Raw genomic sequence first — 18,509 nt, 5'->3', positions numbered from 1 at the left:
CACGTTGGGGCGGCGGACCGGAATTCAAGGCAACCTGGTCGATAGGATCAGTTGGAGCCCGCGACCCTGGGCTGGTCGGCATGGATCATCAGCGGCTGTGCGCCGCTTTCGATCGTGCTTTCGTCGATGACAACCTTGCTTACGCTTTCCATGGTCGGAATCTCGTACATCGTGTCCAGCAGCACATTCTCGAGGATCGAACGCAAACCACGTGCTCCCGTCTTGCGCTTCAACGCCTTCTTGGCAATCGCCTGCAGCGCCGACGGGCGCACCTCAAGTTCCACCCCTTCCATGGCGAACAGCTTGTGATACTGCTTGATCAGGGCATTCTTCGGTTCGATCAATATTTCGATCAACGCAGCCTCGTCAAGTTCCTGCAAGGTGGCGATTACCGGCAGGCGGCCGATCAACTCGGGAATCAGGCCGAACTTGATCAGGTCCTCGGGTTCTACCTGCTTCAGCATTTCGTCGACGTTGCCGGCGTCGCGACTCTTCACTTCGGCGCCGAAACCGATGCCGCCCTTTTCCGACCGGTTGCGGATCACCTTGTCGAGGCCATCGAAGGCACCGCCACAGATGAACAGGATGTTGGTCGTGTCGATCTGGATGAAATCCTGATTCGGATGTTTGCGCCCACCCTGCGGCGGAATACTCGCCACCGTGCCCTCGATCAGCTTCAGAAGCGCCTGCTGCACGCCCTCACCGGAGACGTCGCGAGTGATGGACGGGTTGTCGGACTTGCGCGAGATCTTGTCGATTTCGTCGATATAGACGATGCCCTGCTGCGCCTTCTCGACTTCGTGGTCGCACTTCTGCAGCAGCTTCTGGATGATGTTCTCGACGTCCTCCCCTACGTAGCCGGCTTCGGTCAGCGTCGTCGCATCGGCCATCACGAAGGGCACGTTGAGCATGCGCGCCAGGGTCTGCGCCAGCAGGGTCTTGCCCGAACCCGTGGGACCGATCAGCAGGATGTTGCTCTTGGCCAGCTCGACGCCATCGCTGCCTTTCTCCTGGTGCCGGATGCGCTTGTAGTGGTTATACACCGCTACCGCGAGGATTTTCTTCGCCGAATCCTGGCCGATCACGTACTGATCGAGCATCTCGCGGATTTCCTTCGGCGCCGGCAATTCCCGCTTGGCCGCGCCTGCCGGTTCGGCCGCGATCTCGTCGCGAATGATGTCGTTGCACAGCTCGATGCACTCGTCGCAGATGAAAACGGAAGGCCCGGCGATCAGCTTCTTGACTTCGTGCTGGCTTTTGCCGCAAAAGGAACAATACAGAAGCTTCTCGCTGCTGCCCGATTTCTTGTCGGCCATCTTCGTTTCTCTCCGCGCGAACGGTCAGGTTGCGGCTACCTCGGTACGGCTGGTCAGGACCTTGTCGACCAGACCATACTCGACGGCTGCCTCGGCCGACAGGAAATTGTCACGATCGGTATCGCGCTCGATACGCTCGATCGATTGTCCGGTGTGATGCGCCAGCATGTTGTTGAGCTTCTGCTTGAGGAACAATATCTCCTTGGCATGGATCTCGATGTCCGAGGCCTGGCCCTGGAAGCCGCCCATCGGCTGGTGGATCATAACGCGCGAATTTGGCAGGCAGAAGCGCTTGCCCTTTTCGCCCGCCGCCAGCAGGAACGCCCCCATGCTCGCCGCCTGACCGATGCACAGCGTCGACACGCTGGGCTTGATGAATTGCATGGTGTCATAGATCGCCATGCCCGCCGTAACGGAACCGCCCGGCGAATTGATGTAGAAGAATATGTCCTTGTCAGGATTTTCCGACTCCAGGAACAACAACTGGGCCACGATCAGGTTGGCCGTCGAATCGTTGACCGGCCCCACCAGGAAGATGACGCGCTCGCGCAGCAGGCGCGAATAGATGTCGTAGGCCCGCTCGCCGCGCCCGCTGGTCTCGATCACCATGGGCACCAGGCCCAGGGCTTGCGTGTCGTGGGTCGGCGCGTCGTGGACGCCGCCATGGTGTCGCGAACCGTACATGGACATCTCCGGCAGGATCATGCTGCATTTCCCATCAGTGCATCAAAGGCGATCGGGGTTTCGCTGACGCGTGTGTTCGCGAGCACCCAATCCACCACGTTGTTCTCCAGAGCCAGCGCCTCGGCCTCGGCCAGACGTTGTGGTTGGGAATAGTACCAGCGCACCACTTCCTTCGGGTCCTCGAATGTCTCCGCAAATTCGTCGACAATTTTCCGAACTTGTTCCGGCTTGACGTTGAGATCCCTTGCCTTGACCAATTCAGCAAGAAGCAGGCCAAGCTTTACCCTGCGCGCGGCCTGATCGGTGAACCAGGACGCCTCGACCGGGATGTTCTTCATGCCCATGCCGCGCGACTCCATGTCACGCCGCGCCGTCTCGGCCATCTGTTCGGATTCCATCGCCACCAGGGCCTTGGGCACCTCGATCGGATTCACCTTGAGCAGGGCATCCATGACCTGCTCCTTGACCTTGGCCTGCAGGCGCTTCTTTACCTCGCGTTCGAGGTTGGCCCGCACCTCGGCACGCATCTTCACCAGATCACCGTCGGCCACGCCGAGTTGACGGGCAAAGTCGGCATCGAGTTCGGGCAGGCGCGCGGCCTCGACCTTCTTCACGGTCATCTCGAACTGCACGGTCGAACCGGCCAATTCGGCGGCCTGGTAGTCCGCCGGAAAACTGACGTCGAAGGTCTTCGTCTCGCCGGCCTTGACGCCTTCCATCTGTGCCTCGAAGTCCGGCAGCATCATGCCGCCACCAACCATCACCGAGTAATCGGTCGCCTTGCCGCCGGCGAATTCCTCGCCATTCTTGCGGCCGACGAAGTCGATAACCAGGCGATCATTCTTCGCCGAGACAAGGTCGGTTTCGACATAGGTAGTGCGCTGCTTGCGCAATACTTCCAGTGTCTTGTCCACTTCGGTGTCGGTCACCGCCAGCGTCGGCTTGGAGATTTCCTGTCCCGCCAGGTCGCCCAGGGTTATTTCCGGGTACACCTCAAACACCGCTGTGAATCCCAACTGCCCGGGAACCGGGTCGGACTTCGGCTCGATGCGGGGATAGCCGGCGACGCGCAGGTTCTGCTCGCGCACCTTTTCGCCATAGGCCTTTTCCACGGCGGCGCCGATCGCGTCCGAACGCGCCTGCGACCCATACTGCTGGGCGACCATCTTCATCGGCACCTTGCCCGGACGGAAGCCCGCCATCTTCACCGTGCGCGACATCTGCTTCAGGCGCTGGTCGACATCCTTTTCGATGTCAGCCAGAACCACCGTCATCTCGATGCGCCGCTCCAGCGGGCTGGTCGTTTCACTCGTCGCTTCCGTCGTTGCCATGTCCGTCATCACTGTATCCGTCATTGAAAATTTGTTGAAAAGTTTGAGCCAACACTCGATTCCGGGCCATCCAGCGCCTGTACCCGGAGGATGGTGCCCAGGAAGGGACTCGAACCCCCACGCCTTGCGGCGCCAGAACCTAAATCTGGTGCGTCTACCAATTTCGCCACCTGGGCGCATGCCGCAGGGTCATGGCCGATGTCCCGTGCGACACGATGTGGATTGCGAATTTTACCTGCTTTCAGTTCCCTGGGGCGGCAGGCGCAAGACCTCGGAGAGTATCGGGCCAAGGCCAAAGCGCCAGTAGAATTCCGGCTTTGATCCTTGCCTCCCGTCCCCGCAATGGCCGTCGATCATTACGAGAACTTTCCCGTTGCGTCCATCCTGCTGCCGGCCTCGCTGCGCGAGCCGGTGGCGGCGATCTACGGCTTTGCCCGCAGCGCCGACGACTTCGCCGACGAAGGCGACCTGGCGCCGGAGCGGCGCAGGGAGCTATTGGCCGGATACCAGGCCGAACTCGACGCCATGGCGAGCGTTACGCCAACCCGGCATCCGATATTCCTGCGCCTGCGCCCTGTCGTAGCGCGGTACGAATTGCCGGCGCAACTGTTCCGCGACCTGCTCGACGCATTCCAGCAGGACGTGGTCAAGGACCGCTACCAGGACTTCGCCGAACTGATGGATTACTGCCGCCGCTCCGCCGATCCGGTCGGCCGCCTCCTGCTGCATCTGTTCGGCCATGCCACGGCCGAGAACCTGCGACGCTCCGACGCGATCTGTTCGGCGCTGCAACTGATCAATCATTGGCAGGACGTCGGCATCGACGCAGGCAAGGGCAGCGCAGGCCGCATCTACCTGCCGCGGGACGACATGGCGCGCTTCGGCGTCGATGACGCGGCGATTCTGCGCCGTGTCGCCAGCGCCGACTTTCGACATCTGCTGCGCTTCCAGGTCGACCGGGCACGCGCCCTGATGCTCTCCGGCGCTTCGCTGGGCTGGGACCTGCCGGGCCGCATCGGCCTTGAAATCCGCGCCATCGTGGCCGGCGGCCTGCGCATCCTGGATAAGATCGAGGCCGTCGACTACGATGTCTTCACCCGACGGCCGGTGCTGCAGGCCGCCGATTGGCCGCGTATCCTGTGGCGCTCGCTGGTCCGCCCCCTGGAAGCCCGATCGTGACCCCAGACCAATACTGCCAGGAACGCGCCGCTGCCAGCGGCTCCAGTTTCTACTACAGCTTTTTGTTCCTCGAACCGCGCCGCCGCCAGGCGATCACCGCGCTGTACGCCTTCTGTCGCGAAGTCGATGACGTGGTCGATGAATGCCCCGATCCGGTCGTCTCGCGCAGCAAGCTGGCATGGTGGCGCAACGAGGTGGGCGCGCTGTACGAAGGTCGCGCCAGCCACCCGGTGACGCAGGCCCTTGCGACGTCCCTGAAGCACTTCTTCCTGCCGCAGGAGCAGTTGCTGGAAATCATCGAGGGCATGGAAATGGATCTCGAACAGGTTCGCTATGCCGACTTCAAGGCGCTACACCTGTATTGCTATCGCGTCGCCAGCGTGGTCGGCCTGCTTGCCGCCGAAATCTTCGGCTACCGCGAACGCCAGACCCTGAAGTATGCGCACGACCTCGGGCTGGCCTTCCAGCTCACCAACATCATCCGCGACGTCGGCGAAGACGCCCGGCGCGGACGCTTCTACCTGCCGCAGGACGAACTGGCACGCTTCGGCGTCACCGAAGCCGACCTGGCAGGCGCGCGCTACGGCGACAACTTCCGCGAGTTGATGAAATTCCAGGTCGAACGGGCCCGCACCACCTACCGGCAGGCCTTCGCCCTGCTTCCTGAAGCCGACCGCAAGGCACAGCGCGCCGGACTGATCATGGCCGCCATCTACCAGGCGACGCTGGACGAGATCGTGCGCGACGACTTCCGCGTGCTGCACCAGCGCATATCCTTACCGCCGCTGCGCAAGCTTTGGCTGGCCGGAAAAACGTGGCTGATGGCCTGAAGCTGGCCGTCATCGGCGCCGGCTATGCCGGCATGGCCGCGGCCGTGGAACTTGCCGCCGCCGGGCGGAATGTCACTGTCTTCGAAGCCTCGCGCGTACTCGGCGGCCGCGCCCGCGCGGCGCGCATCGACGGCTTCGAGGTCGACAATGGGCAGCACATCCTGGTCGGCGCCTATGCGGAAACCCAGCGCCTGATGCGCGCGGTCGGCGCCGATCCCGGGCGCCTGTTGCGGCGCGCGCCCTTGCGCTTCGAGTTCCCTGGCGAATTCCTCATGAGCGCACCGCACCTGCCGGCGCCGCTGCACACAGCCTTCGCCCTGCTGCTGGCGCGCGGGCTCGACTGGCGCGAGAAGCTTGCCGCGATCCGCCTCATGCAGGGGTTGAAAGCACGACGGTTCCGCGTCGAACCGGACATCACGGTCGCCGCATGGCTGGACGCAAACAAAACGCCGTCGCGCCAGCGCCGACTTTTGTGGGAACCGCTGTGCATCGCCGCGCTGAACACGCCGGCCGAGCGCGCCTCGGCCCAGGTCCTGGCCAACGTGCTGCGCGACAGCCTGGCCGGCACCCGCGAAGCCAGCGACATGCTGTTGCCGCAAGTCGACCTCACCCGAATGTTTCCGCAACCGGCGGCGGAGTTCGTCAGGCAACGCGGCGGCAGCGTCCATCCGGGCCATCGCGTCGCCGCGCTGCGGCGCGAAGGCGACGCCTGGCGCGTTGACGACGCGGGGCCGTTCGCCCAGGTGGTGGTCGCCGTCGCGCCCTACCATCTCGCCGCGCTGGTTCCGGAACTGGCTACGCAAGTGGAACACTTTGACTGGGAACCCATCGTCACCAGCTACTTCAGCTATCCACCCCCAACGCGCCTGCCGCAGCCGATGCTGGGCGTCGACGCCGGGCTCGCGCAATGGCTGTTCGATCGTGGTGCCCTGTGCGGCCAGCAGGGCCTGGTCGCCGCCGTCATCAGCGCGCGCGGCAGGCACCTGGAACTACCGGCGGAGGAGCTGGAAGCAGGAATCCATCGCGAAATCGCGCGGCTGGTGCCCGGCCTGCCGGCGCCGCTGAAGGTGCAGACCATCACCGAGAAGCGCGCCACCTTCGCCTGCGTGCCGAACCTGTCGCGGCCTGCCGCCGCCAGCGGCCTGCCCGGCCTGTGGCTAGCCGGGGACTACGTCGCCGGCGATTACCCGGCGACCCTCGAAGGTGCGGTGCGCAGCGGCGTGGCAGCAGCGCGCCTTGTCATGAACGCGAATTAGCCGGCGTGCCGCGCCAGAATATCGGCCAGTTCATGTGGCTTCAACGCCACGTCCCAGCACCAGACCCCAAACCCGCCCTTTGAATTCACGCCGCTGACCCAGGCATCGAGCGCGGCACGCTTGGCGCGGTTCTGCTCGGAATCCTCGCCCTTTATTTCGAGCACGAGTGTCTTGCCGTTGCTCATGCGGATCAGGAAATCAGGCAGGTAACGTCGGCGCACGCCGTTCCACAGGTAGAAAATCTGAAAACCAAGGTGGTCGTTCTTGGCAAACGCAACAACCCGGGCATCCATCTCCATCAGGTTGGCCGCATGCTGCTCCCAGGCCGAATCGGCCAGCATGTGGCTGATCTGCGACTTCTGCGTCCGGTGACAGGTCTTGGTCGTGTACCAGGTGCGCATGGCACGCGTGCTGCCCAGCGGCATTTCCTCGTCGAACACCGGCTCCAGCCGCTCGCGGTTCTGCTCTTCGACATGGCGCATCAGGTGCTGCACGATGCCATCGAGATTGAGCGCGATCAGGATGCGGCGGCGGGCTTCGTCCTGATGGAACAGGCTGGGAATGTCCAGCTTGTCGCGGCCAAGAAAGCTCTCCACCAGCCGGATCAACTGCATTGCCAGGAAATCCCGTTGCCCCTTGAAGCGGCCTTCCGTCTGCTCGAAGGCCTTTTGCGCCGCACGAAACACCAGACGCTGCAAACGGAATTCTTCCGGCAGCAGTTCCAGGTCGATGCGTGTGATCTTGTCGAGATCCGCCGCACCGCCCAGGGCTGGCGCGATTTCCGCCACCACCGGCGTCGTCGCCGGATCGAGCGTCAGGGCCGGCACCTTGTGCCAATCCACCGCCAGTGTCGGCCGCATCACGACATCGACGCGCAGCACATTGGGCCAGCGGACTTCCAGCGCATTGCGCTCGGGCAAGGCCTCGACCTGGGTGCTCGGACGCGGCGGCGGCGGCGTATCACCACCGCCAACTTCCTGATAGATCGACAGCGGAACGCCGAAGACATTGACGAACTCCGGCTTGAACAGTCCGTTTTCGTCCTTGTCGTGCGACACCCGCCGCAAGCCGCGACCGATCACCTGCTCGCACAGCAACTGCGAGGTAAAGGCGCGCAGGCCCATGATGTGGGTGACATTCTTCGCGTCCCAGCCTTCCGAGAGCATGGCCACGGAAATCACGTTCTTCACGTCCTGCCCCGCGCGCCCGGTCTTGCCCACGGTATCGACGATCTCGCGCAGCAGTTCCTCCTTGGAAAGCGGCGCCAGCCGCTCACGCCTTTCCGCCGGAATGTCCGCCACGTCGACGATGGCGCGCAACTCCGCCTCGTAGTCCTTGTCGCTGGCGGCGCTCTCGCCCTGCTCCGCTTTCTCCAGCACGCGGGAATCGACGCGCAAAGTGCGCGCCGGATCGTGCAGTTCCAGCCAGTGGGCATTGCCCTTCTTGAAGTAATGCTCGATGCGCGCCGCCGTTTCCGTGCGATTGCAGACTGTCAGCAGCACCGGCGGCGAGACATGGCCCGCCGCCTGCCAGTCCTGCAATGCCGCGCGCCAGTCGGCGCCCAGCAGGGTGTAGGCATCCTGCACCAGCTTGGGCAGCGGCTCGTGCGGCTCGGCGCCGCGCCGGTTCAGGTCGTCCGCCACCTCGGCATCGCGGTAGATGTGATAGAGCTTCGAGCGCAAAGTCCGGGCATCGGGCAAGGCATCGTCGCGCACCACCACGCGCGGCGTCTTCACCAGCCCGGCCTCGATGGCGTCGTTGAGGCCAAAGTCCGACACGATCCACGAGAACAAACCGGCCTCAGTATTGGCCTTGCCGGTCGGCGCAAACGGCGTCGCCGAGAGGTCGAAGGCACGCAGCAGGCCGCGCGTCTTGTGCAGCCGGTCCAGTCCTTCGATCCAGCGCGTCGCCTCGTCGAGATCGATGCCCTGTTCCGCCGCCTGCTTGCGGCCGATCTTCACATCGGCCGGCACGCGATAGGCGTGGTGCGCCTCGTCGTTGATCACCACCAGGTAGCGGCTGCCCGCCAGCTTGCCCAGCACACGCCGGGTGAATGCCTCGTCGGACTCGCGGCCCTTCTTCACCACGGAACGCACTGTCGGCTCCAGCGGCATCAGCGCGTGCCAGTTCTCCACCAGGATCTCCGCCCGGTTCACCTGCTGGCGCATGGCTTCCGACGGACAGAGCGCGAACTGGTCATACACGTTGTCGGCTTCGCCCGGATACAGCACCCGCAGGCGCTCCTTGACCGTCAGCCCCGGCGCGACGGCGAAGATCGCCCGCGAAAAATCCTTGCGCTTCGGATAGGTCAGCGCATTTGCCACCTGCCAGACCACGATCATGCCCATCACCAGCGTCTTGCCGGTGCCGGTGGCCATCTTGCTGCACAGGCGTTCCCACGGCCCGCCGTCGCCGGGCAGGAATATGCCCTGACGAAACTCCGGTGAACCTTCGACCCACCAGATCAGTGTCTCGATCGCTTCGATCTGGCAGTAATAGAAGGGGTACAGGCGCGCCGTGCGGTCGTTCCAGTGCTCCAGCAGGCGGCGGGTAACCGCCGTCGCGCCCGGATAGTCGGCCGCGCGCCAGGCGGCGACGCGACCGCGAATCTCGTTGACCCGCTCCAGCGGCTCACTGCGCCGCGTGTTGTTGCGAATGTCGAAGATTTCGTAGCTGGCGGGACGGCGACCTTCAAGCTCGACCAACTCACCGCCCTTGGCCTGCTGCCAATGGCGGTTTGGCTCGGCATAGGGAGAATTGAGGATCAGCGAGTTCATGTGTCCGATATGCCCTGAATCACTGTCCGGTAGGCCTGATCCGGGTGGGTGGCTTGACCGGGAAACCGTAGTTCCAGCGCTCCCCGGGCGACCAGCGCTGGCAAGTAGGCATTCCTCAAGCGCTTCGGACTCCGGTTCAATGCCTGTGTCAGTTCGGACAAGGTCCGGAAACTTTCCGAGCAGAGTGACAATATCGCCTGCTCAACTAACTCTGTGGGTGCCCGTTGGCTCGACCGCACCCGTTCAACCAGCTCCCCATCAACCGTCCAGCTCTCCCCGTTAGCGAGCAAGCTCTCCCCGTTAGCAGGCGAGCACTCCCCGTTAGACAACAAGCTCTCCCCGTTAGCCTCCGACCTACCCCCGTTGGCCTCCGGTTCGATTTGCCCCGGCAAGGCATACCGCGTCCAGCGGCCAAATCCCTCGGGAACCAAAAGATTCTTGCGGACCAAGCCCTGGAGCAGTTTGGTGATGTCGACCCGGTGCAGCGGGAGGATCTCCTGCAAGCGCTGGTTGCTAACCTCGCCTTCCAGCGCCGCCGCAACCACCACCTGTACTTCGTGCCGATCAAGTTGCTCAAACGCATCACCGAAGCGAACGCGCAATTCCTCGACGGTTCCCTCCGGCAACATGCTGACCATCGGCAGGGTGAGCAGCACCCGGTCGGGCCGCATGGTTTCCTTGAAGCTGGGCGACTGCCAATGTTCGGCCGCCCAACTCTGCCTGATCTTGTCGATGCCCGAGCCAGCCTTATCGCCCACCCCCAACATCTGGAACATAAGCTGCAATGACTTGTTGCGGCATTCGCTGACACCGCCATGCAGAATCTGCTCCCGTGAAACCAGGAGTGTTCCAGGGTTCGAGAACTCGAAGCGGTTCGGATATCGGTCGATCACGATGCCGCCTTGGCCGCTGTAGTCGGCGTGGATCAAGGCATTGACCAGGGCCTCCTGCAAGGCCTCATGCACCGGCCCGCCCGACAAGCGATAGCCTTCGGCATCGGTCTGAAACGGTGCCTTGATTCCTGGTCCGCTACCCAGTTTGAGGATCACCCGCTGATAGAACTGCAACAGGTTTCCCTCCCAGGTGCCATCCAGAGTCAGCCGATCCGTCCAGCGAACTGCAGGATCATCGGCCAGGCGCTCACGGTAATCCAGATGGAACCCTGGGATCGCCTCAGGTGCCCGGATTGCCTCCAGCTTGCCGAACATCAACAGCCCGGCGGCGGTCAGCCCTTCAATCCCGCTGGCACGGTCCCGGCGCCAAGCCTGCAGCTTCACCAGCAGCCCGGAATCATCCTCCCGATGCCAGGGATGATTGGGATCGCGTGAGGCAAAGCGATTGCGAAACTGCCGTATCGAATCCGTATCCAGATCGTCGAGCGAGAAGCCCTTGAGAATCCTCGCATCCGGCGGCTCCTCCGCCTGATCGGCGAACATGCGCCGAACCTCGTCATCGCGACAACGGTAATCGCCCTCGTAATTGCGTCGAAAGCTGCCGTGAAAGGGATCGCTGCCGATGAACACCGGTCGCTCGCGCCTGCCGGCGCGCGGCACGTCGATGCGAATCACCGCATGGCCCGGCTTGTCGTCCACCGCCACAATCCCGACGCTACTCGTGGTCAGCAGGTTGCGACTGACCTTGCCGCGGTTGTTGATGGTGTTCCAAAAGTCCGCAACGAGCTTTTCTGCCTCGGTCACGCCATGGACATCGAGCTTGCCGTTGCGCTGCGTGATCCCAAGCCAGAGCGTGCCGCCGTCGGTATTGGCAAAGGCGGAATAGGTTTCCCAAAGGTCTCGCGGCAAGCCGCCCCTGGCGCCCTTGTACTCGACGTCGACACCCTCGTAGTAGCCCAGGTCGTCAAACAGGGACAACTGCTGCTCGGTCATCGCCGCCTCAATCCAATCCCACGACGCGCAAGGACTCGATTCCCCGGTCGTCCACGATCTTCACCGCCACCTTCCGGTTATCGCCCGCCGCGAAGGGCAGCGAGACGGTGCCGTGGAAGGCTTCCAGCGCGTCCTCGTCGAGTTCGGCGCGGATGTCCTTCTTCAGCTTTTCCCAGCCCTCGCCCTTGCCGGCGAGCGGGAAGAACACCTGATGCGGGAACAGCGAGCGTTCGTCGTAGTCGGTGTCGAGCGACCACATCGCGATGCGGCCCTTGCCGCCCGAGACCAGTTCGCCCTTGGCGGTGTCGAAATAGTCGAAGCCATTGACCTCGACCTCGAACAGGCCGTCCTTGCGCTTGCGCACCGCCACGTCCGGCTGACCCATGAGCCAGAAGGACTGGTTCGACGAGCGCGCCTTCTTCAAGTCCTCGGTCAGCAGGTCGGTGTTCATCTGCGCCTTGAGCGCGGTGATGCCCTTCAGGTGGTCGATGTCCTTCGCCGCCTCCGGGTCGAAGGTGAAGGCGCAGAAGACGATCATCTTCGGCAGCGGGAACAGGTTGCCGGCTTCTTCCAGCGCATTGGTCACCGCGCGCTGTTCCAGCGCCGCATGCTCGGGGCCAAAATGCACGACGACGCGCTGGCCGTCTTCGGTATGGCCGGTGCCGTGCAGGTATTTGGTGCCCGGCAGGGTTTCCAGCTCGGCGAACTTCAGCATCTGCCCGCCCTTGCCGCGGATGCCGGTTTTCAGCAGTTCGTCTCGCCACTGGTGCTGGCGCGAGGACTCGCCGGAGCGCGCAATGCTCGCATCGGCTGACCATGTACCCAACTGAGCGCCGTCCCGCGAGCGCCGACTCTCATCATCCAGCGCCTGCACGGTCGGGAAAGGCACGGCCTCGACCGAGAACGGCCCGGTGATGCGCAGCTTGGACTTCGATTTCGCCGGCTGGTCGTAGAGCGTTTCCTGATCGGCGTGACCGGCGATGGAACGGTCCATCGCCTTCTGCATCGCCTGGCGCGCGGCGTGGAAGGCCGCGAAGGCCAGCCGTGCCTTTTCGTCGGCGCCCTCGGGGAAATCGAAGGGAACTTCCCATTCCTGCGCCTCGGCCTTCAGCGCCTTGTTCAACTCGGCCAGCGCCTGCTCGATGGCCGGGTGCAGGCGTTCGTAGATCGCGTCGATGTCCGGGTTGTTGGCGATGGATTTCAGCGTGACATGCGGCACCGTCTTCCAGATGAAGCCGCCGCGCAAGCCCTCGTGCGGATAGCGCAGCTCGTAGTAGTCGTAGCTCGCGGTCATCAGGCGCTGCTTGGCCAGCGTCACCGCCACACGCGAGGTGTCGCAGGTGATCCAGCGCCGGCCCCACTTCTCGGCGACGTAGGCCGTGGTGCCCGAGCCGCAGGTCGGATCGAGCACGAGGTCGCCGGGGTCGGTGGTCATCAGGAGGCAGCGTTCGATGATCTTCTGACTTGTTTGGACTACATACACCTTGTCCATTCCGCTGCCAGACTGAGTGTCTGCCCAAAAGTTGGTTATTGGAATTGCAGGGAAATCGTCGAGATAGCGCACATACGTTGCATTGGCACCCTGCTTAGCCATGCGCCCCGCTTTTACAAGCCGCTCCATGCCTCCCGATGTCGCAGTCCAACCTCGATTTGCAGTTGGGTAGAAGTCTTCACCCTTTAGCCGAACTGGGAAGTGCATGGCCGATCCTTCGCCAGAAGGACGACCTTCGCGCTGACTCGTAGCAAGCTGATATCTAAAAGGACGAACGTCGGAAGAAATGGCAGTCGCACCCGAAAGCTCTTCAGCAGCTAGGCGCCGGATAGAACCGTTTGCAAGTCGAGCCGATGTATAGGCATCTGATCCGTCGTCTCCCATAGCCCGCTCACGAAACAAGGTGCGAAACTTGAGGCGCGCTGGATCTTTTGCATACCAAATGATGAAGTCAGTTGTGCCCGGCAGATAAAGTGATGTTTGCCCTGCGGTCTTCTTGAAGGTGATAACACTTACGAAATTCTCTGCGCCAAATACGTCATCTAGTATTTCCCGAACGTGATGGAGGTTTTCGTCGCCAATCTGCACGAACACGCTGCCCGACTCGGAGAGCAACTCCTTCGCCAGCAGCAGCCGGTCGCGCAGGTAGGTCAGGTAGGAATGAATTCCGAGTTCCCAGGTATCGCGGAAGGCCTTGATCATTTCCGGCTCTTGCGTCAGGTCCTCATCCTTTCGGTCCTTGACGTCGCGCTTGTTCACGAAGGGCTGGAAGTTGGAGCCGTACTTGATGCCGTAGGGCGGGTCGAAATAGATCGCCTGCACCTGCCCGGCCATGCCTTCCTTCTGCAACAGCGAGTTCATCACCAGCAGCGAGTCGCCGGCCACCAGCCGGTTGCTCCAGCCCTTGTCGTGCTTGTAGAAGTCGATCGCGTCGCGCAGCGGCAGGCTCTCGAAGGGCGCGTCGAACAGGCCGGGCTGCATGGCGCGCTGCTGCGCGGCTTTCGCTCCCTTGGCCTTGTCTTTCGCCGCGCTTTTCGCCGTCTCGCCAGCGCCGACTTTTCGTGCGGCGGACAGGATGCTCGCCGGGTCGATGCGCTCATGCACGTGCAGGCTGACCGTATCGACCTCGAAGCTCAGGCGCTCGGCCTTGCCGGTCCAGCTCAGGCTCGGGTCAAGATGCGGATCATGCTGCCAGGTGGTCTTGCCGTCGTCCGGATCGGTGGCCGGCGTGACCATGCCGACCTCGGGATTGTTCTTGCGCCGGTCGGGATGGCGGTAACTGAGGATGTCGGCTTCCGCGGCAGCCGACTTGGCGACGGAAGAGGGTTTCTTGGCCATGCGGTCTTTCCTGCGAGGGACTGCTCCGGTTTATACCAGAAACATGAAGCTGGGATGCTGGAATCGGTCATCAAAGCCGCAGCGTTCCAGACCCTGCCGCCGTGCGGCCAGCGCCGACTTTTGAAGATCGCCGCTACGTTTCCAGCCGCCCGCTCGCCAGGCGCAAAGTCCGTCCGCAACGCCTTGCCAGCGCCTCGTCGTGGGTGACCAGGATCAGCGTGGTGCCGGCTTCCGCGTTCATGTCGAACATCAGCGCGATGATCTGCTCGCCCGTGGCGGCGTCGAGATTGCCGGTCGGCTCGTCGGCCAGCAGCAGCCGCGGCCGCATGGCGAAGGCGCGCGCCAGTGCCACGCGCTGCTGCTCGCCGCCCGACAAGTGCTTGGGATAGTGCCCGAGCCGCGCGCCGAGCCCGACCCGCGCCAGCATGGCGGAGGCCGAGGCGCGGGCATCGGCGCGACCCGCGAGTTCCAGCGGCAGCATGGTGTTTTCCAGCGCGGTGAGCGCCGGCAGCAACTGGAAGGACTGAAAAACGAAGCCCAGCAGGCGACCGCGCAATTCGGCGCGGGCGTCCTCGTCGAGCCCGCCCAGATCCTCCCCGCCCAGGCGCACGCTGCCGGACGAGGGCTGGTCGAGGCCGGCCATCAGGCCGAGCAGGGTCGACTTGCCGGAACCCGAGGCGCCGACGATGGCCACCGCCTCGCCCGCCCTCACCGCAAACGAAATCTCGTGCAGAATCGTGAGCGTGCCGTCACCGCTGGGCACCACCTTGCCCAGGGCGCTCACCTCGATTACCGTGTCCGTCGCCAGACGCTTTTCGATCATGTTCAAGAAACTTGCCTCCTGCCTAACTTTCATGCAGCGATGCCGCACATCCGATAATGAAACGACGGAAGGGCGAGTTAGACGCCCGCCCCTCCCATCCTCCCCGCAAGGGGAGGCTACTGATTTGCTCGCTGCGCTCGAATGTAACCGGCGCCTTCGAGCAGGTTTTTTCACGTTAATTGCCCTGCTGTTCCTCAGCTTACCCGCCCACGGCGCTGAAAAGCGCATCCTGGTGTTCGGCGACAGCCTTTCCGCCGGCTTCGGCATCGCCGTCAGCCAGAGCTGGCCGGCCCTGCTCGGACAGCGCCTGCAGGCCAACGGTTCCGCCGCGACGGTAACCAATGCCAGCATCAGCGGCGAAACCACCGCCGGCGGTCGCGCGCGGCTGGATGCGGCGCTCGGACAGTTCAAGCCTTCCGTGGTCATTCTCGCACTCGGCGCCAACGATGGCCTGCGCGGCCTGCCGGTGGCGGCGATGAAGGAAAACCTCGCCGCGATGGTGGCTCTGGCGAAGAAGCGGCAAGCCCGGGTACTGCTGGTCGGCATGCGCCTGCCACCCAACTATGGCCCCCAATACACGAAGGATTTCGACGACGCCTTCCGCGACCTGGCGCGGCGCGAAAAGATCGCCCTGCTGCCCTTCCTGCTGGAGCCGATCGCCCTCGACCAGCAGGCCTTCCAGGCCGACGGCCTGCATCCGACCGCCGCGGCGCAGCCGAAGATCCTCGACCACGTCTGGGCCGCGCTGAAGCCGCTGCTCGGCTAGGGTCTCCAGGCCCGCCCCCTCGCCATGGATGAAAAGCTGCCCAAGGGCATCGCGACCGTACAGCAGCTCGCGGAATTCGACGCCGTGATCGACGCCCGCGCGCCGGGCGAATTCGCCGAGGATCGCCTGCCCGGCGCGATCAGCATGCCGGTGCTGGACGACGAGGAGCGCGCCCGCGTCGGCACGCTGTACAAACAGGTATCGGTGTTCGAGGCGAAAAAGCTCGGCGCCGCGCTTGTGTCGAAGAACATCGCGCGGCATATCGAACAGCATCTGCTGGGCAAGCCGAAGAACTGGCGGCCGCTGGTCTATTGCTGGCGCGGCGGCCAGCGCAGCGGCGCCTTCACCCACATCCTGCGCGAGATCGGCTGGGACGCGCATCGGCTGCAGGGCGGCTACAAGCGCTGGCGCCAGCACGTGGTCGAACAGCTCGCGCTGCTGCCGCCCACTTTCCATTTTCGCGTCGTCACCGGCGCCACCGGCAGCGGCAAGAGCCGCCTGCTCGAGGCCCTGGCGGCGCGCGGCGCGCAAATCCTGCACTTGGAGGAACTGGCGGCGCACAAGGGTTCCGTGCTGGGCAACCTGCCCTGGCAGCCGCAGCCGGCGCAGAAGGGCTTCGAATCGCAACTGCTGGCCGCGCTGTCGGCGCTGGACCCGGCGCAGCCGGTGTTCGTCGAGGCCGAAAGCCGCAAGATCGGGCGCCTGCAGGTGCCGGACGTGCTGCTCGAATCCATGCGTCGCGCGCCCACCCTGTGCATCGAGGCGCCGCTGGCAGCACGCGTCGATTTCCTGCTGCGCGATTACGACTATGCCGTGGCCGACCCGACCTGGCTGCTGGAACGCCTTGGCCACCTCAAGGGATTGCAAAGCAACGAGACGCTGGCCCGCTGGTGTGAACTGGTCGCCCTGGAAGATTTTCCGACGCTGGTCGCCGAACTCCTGGCGCAACACTACGATCCGCTCTACCAGCGCTCGCAGGCGAACAACTACGCCTCGTTCGGCGATGCGGCGCGCTACCAAACCGAACGCCTCGACCCGGCCGCGCTCGACGAACTCGCGCTGCAAATCCTCGCTACATCTGCCTGAACAGGTGCGCATAGCCGCGGCTGACGGCCACGGTTTCGGCGCGATCGCGCAGCTTGAGGCTGACGCGGCCCAGCGCATCGTGGCGCGCGGAAACCACCTGGCGCGCATTGATCAGGGTGCCGCGATGCACCTGCCAGAATTTCTCCGGGTCGAGCTGTTCGGCGAGCTCCTTGATCGGCGTGCGAATCAGCAATTCGGCGTCGCGCGTGAATACCGCCGTGTATTTGTCGGCCGCCTGGAAATAGCAGACCTCGTCCACCGCCACCAGCCTGACCTCGTTGCCCACCGAGGCGCGCACCCACTCCAGGTGACTGGCCGCTTTCGGCAGCAGCGCCTGCAGGCGCTGCAACAGGTCGTCCTGCGGCGCCGCGACGATCCGCCGCCGCAGGCGTTCGACGGCCAGCGCGAGGCGCTCGTCGGCGACCGGCTTCAGCAGGTAATCGACCGCTTCGCGCTCGAAGGCCTGCACCGCGAACTCGTCATAGGCGGTGACGAAAACCACGCGGCAGGCGGCACGCGCCGCCGGCGACAACGCAGGGATCACCTCCAGCCCGGACAGGCCCGGCATGCGGATGTCGAGGAAGGCCAGGTCGGGACGCAGGGTCTCGATCATGTCGCGCGCCTCGATGCCGTTGGCGGCGATGCCGGCAATGTCCAGTTCCGGCCACAGGGTGGCGAGACGGGTACGCAGGTGCTGTGCCAACAAGGACTCGTCGTCCGCGATCACGGCTTTCATGGCGCGGCCTCCAGCGGAAGGTCAAGCGTCGCCGTGACGCCAGCGCCGACTTTTGCGGCCACCTCCAACCGCGCCGCCGGCCCGTAGAGCGCCAGCAGTCGCGCCCGGATGTTGGACAGGCCGACGCCCTCGCCGGGCGCCTCGGCGATGCCGACGCCGTCATCGGCGACGCTGATCCGCAGGCATCCGTCGGCCACTGCGGCGTCGACCTGCAGGAAGCCGCCGCCCAGCTTCGGTTCGAGGCCGTGGCGAATGGCGTTTTCGACCAGCGGCTGCAACAGCATCGGTGGAAATTCGCGGCCAAGCAGGTGCGGCGGAATCTTGAAGGCGTAGTCCAGGCGATCGCCCATGCGTATCTTCAGGATGTCGAGGTAGGCCTTGAGCAGGGTCACTTCGTCGCCGAGCGAGCCGCCCTCGGCGCGGGTGCGCTGCAGGCTGGAGCGCAGGTAGCGGATCAGCGCGTCGAGCAGGCTGCCGGCGCGCCCCGGATCGACATCGATCAGGGCCGCCACGTTGGCCAGCGAGTTGAACAGGAAATGCGGCTCGATCTGCGCCTGTAGCAGGCGCAATCGGGCGGCCAGGGCCTGCTTCTCGGCCTCCAGCCGGGCCAGTTCGCGCGCCTGGAGATCGCGCCGAAGACTGGAATTGCGCTCGCGCAGCCAGAAAAACCCGGCGGCGATCGCGCCAAAAACCAGTCCGAGCAGCAGCGACTGCGCTTCATGGACGCCGTCGGCGGACCTGCCGACGCCGGTCAGCAGGCGCCCGAGGAAGCCGCCCAACGCCGCCCCGACAACGATGCCGGCCGCCGCCGCCAGGCCGCGCAACAGCGGCGGCAGGTTCGCATGCAGGACAGCCAGCAGCAGCATCGCGATGCTGAGGCCGATGCACTGCGAGAACACCAGGTTGATGGCGAAACCACCGCCAAAACCGATCGCGGACAGGAAGCCCGCAATCAGCGTACTGAAGACAATGGTGCCGGCCAGCGTTGCGAACAGTTTCGTCATAGCGC

14 protein-coding genes and 1 tRNA gene are annotated in these 18,509 nt (G+C 64.2%); 5 read left to right on the top strand and 10 right to left on the bottom strand.

The features are described from left to right. Nucleotides 1–47 precede the first annotated feature (47 nt). The 4 genes from clpX to J0M27_RS06905 all read right to left on the bottom strand — a co-directional run bounded on the left by clpX (nucleotide 48) and on the right by J0M27_RS06905 (nucleotide 3,507). Nucleotides 48–1,316: an ATP-dependent Clp protease ATP-binding subunit ClpX gene (gene clpX / locus J0M27_RS06920; RefSeq protein ID WP_294989019.1), complete on the bottom strand. Its 1,269-nt coding sequence runs from the start codon at nucleotides 1,314–1,316 to the stop codon at nucleotides 48–50. A gap of 24 nt (nucleotides 1,317–1,340) precedes the next feature. Further along, nucleotides 1,341–2,000 (bottom strand): ATP-dependent Clp endopeptidase proteolytic subunit ClpP, encoded by a 660-nt coding sequence (clpP, locus tag J0M27_RS06915; protein WP_294989160.1) that lies wholly within the window; start codon nucleotides 1,998–2,000, stop codon nucleotides 1,341–1,343. Nucleotides 2,001–2,017: 17 nt separating this feature from the next. Continuing rightward, entirely contained in the window at nucleotides 2,018–3,340 is a 1,323-nt protein-coding gene (tig, locus tag J0M27_RS06910; RefSeq protein ID WP_294989016.1) for a trigger factor, read from the bottom strand. 82 nt (nucleotides 3,341–3,422) lie between these two features. Continuing rightward, a tRNA-Leu gene (locus tag J0M27_RS06905) sits at nucleotides 3,423–3,507 on the bottom strand. Between the two features lie 166 nt (nucleotides 3,508–3,673). On the opposite strand from J0M27_RS06905, the gene hpnC reads away from it, so the two are divergent. The 3 genes from hpnC to hpnE are packed head-to-tail and all read left to right on the top strand — an operon-like array spanning nucleotide 3,674 to nucleotide 6,596. After that, entirely contained in the window at nucleotides 3,674–4,510 is an 837-nt protein-coding gene (gene hpnC / locus J0M27_RS06900; RefSeq protein ID WP_294989013.1) for a squalene synthase HpnC, read from the top strand. After that, nucleotides 4,507–5,340, top strand: a complete 834-nt coding sequence (gene hpnD, locus J0M27_RS06895; protein ID WP_294989010.1) for a presqualene diphosphate synthase HpnD — start codon at nucleotides 4,507–4,509, stop codon at nucleotides 5,338–5,340. The genes hpnC and hpnD overlap by 4 nt, the downstream gene beginning before the upstream one ends. Beyond that, complete coding sequence (hpnE, locus tag J0M27_RS06890; RefSeq protein WP_294989007.1) at nucleotides 5,325–6,596, top strand: hydroxysqualene dehydroxylase HpnE; 1,272 nt, start codon at nucleotides 5,325–5,327, stop codon at nucleotides 6,594–6,596. Before hpnD ends, hpnE begins: the two co-directional genes overlap by 16 nt. Here the strand turns inward: hpnE and J0M27_RS06885 are convergent. The 4 genes from J0M27_RS06885 to J0M27_RS06870 all read right to left on the bottom strand — a co-directional run bounded on the left by J0M27_RS06885 (nucleotide 6,593) and on the right by J0M27_RS06870 (nucleotide 14,912). Then, entirely contained in the window at nucleotides 6,593–9,373 is a 2,781-nt protein-coding gene (locus J0M27_RS06885; RefSeq protein WP_294989004.1) for a BPTD_3080 family restriction endonuclease, read from the bottom strand. The genes hpnE and J0M27_RS06885 overlap by 4 nt on opposite strands. Then, nucleotides 9,370–11,259 (bottom strand): ATP-binding protein, encoded by a 1,890-nt coding sequence (locus tag J0M27_RS06880; RefSeq protein WP_294989001.1) that lies wholly within the window; start codon nucleotides 11,257–11,259, stop codon nucleotides 9,370–9,372. The genes J0M27_RS06885 and J0M27_RS06880 overlap by 4 nt, the downstream gene beginning before the upstream one ends. Before the next feature lie 7 nt (nucleotides 11,260–11,266). After that, entirely contained in the window at nucleotides 11,267–14,089 is a 2,823-nt protein-coding gene (locus J0M27_RS06875; protein WP_294988998.1) for a site-specific DNA-methyltransferase, read from the bottom strand. Between the two features lie 133 nt (nucleotides 14,090–14,222). After that, nucleotides 14,223–14,912: an ABC transporter ATP-binding protein gene (locus tag J0M27_RS06870; RefSeq protein ID WP_294989158.1), complete on the bottom strand. Its 690-nt coding sequence runs from the start codon at nucleotides 14,910–14,912 to the stop codon at nucleotides 14,223–14,225. A 124-nt stretch (nucleotides 14,913–15,036) separates the two neighbouring features. Here J0M27_RS06870 and J0M27_RS06865 point away from each other — a divergent pair, with 124 nt between their 5' ends. Both J0M27_RS06865 and mnmH read left to right on the top strand, forming a co-directional pair. Then, the gene (locus J0M27_RS06865) at nucleotides 15,037–15,678 is read left to right on the top strand and encodes an arylesterase (protein WP_294988996.1); all 642 of its coding nucleotides are present in this window, start codon (nucleotides 15,037–15,039) and stop codon (nucleotides 15,676–15,678) included. Nucleotides 15,679–15,702: 24 nt separating this feature from the next. Next, nucleotides 15,703–16,764, top strand: a complete 1,062-nt coding sequence (gene mnmH, locus J0M27_RS06860) for a tRNA 2-selenouridine(34) synthase MnmH (protein WP_294988994.1) — start codon at nucleotides 15,703–15,705, stop codon at nucleotides 16,762–16,764. Here the strand turns inward: mnmH and J0M27_RS06855 are convergent. Next, nucleotides 16,751–17,500, bottom strand: a complete 750-nt coding sequence (locus J0M27_RS06855) for a LytTR family DNA-binding domain-containing protein (RefSeq protein ID WP_294988991.1) — start codon at nucleotides 17,498–17,500, stop codon at nucleotides 16,751–16,753. The two genes, mnmH and J0M27_RS06855, sit on opposite strands and share 14 nt — an antisense overlap. Then, the gene (locus J0M27_RS06850; protein ID WP_294988988.1) at nucleotides 17,497–18,504 is read right to left on the bottom strand and encodes a histidine kinase; all 1,008 of its coding nucleotides are present in this window, start codon (nucleotides 18,502–18,504) and stop codon (nucleotides 17,497–17,499) included. The genes J0M27_RS06855 and J0M27_RS06850 overlap by 4 nt, the downstream gene beginning before the upstream one ends. Between the last annotated feature and the right edge of the window lie 5 nt (nucleotides 18,505–18,509).

This window comes from Sulfuritalea sp. (genome assembly GCF_017302275.1).
Taxonomy (GTDB): domain Bacteria; phylum Pseudomonadota; class Gammaproteobacteria; order Burkholderiales; family Rhodocyclaceae; genus Sulfuritalea.
Note: the sequence above shows the minus strand (reverse complement) of the source record. Positions and strands in the feature narration are given on the sequence as shown.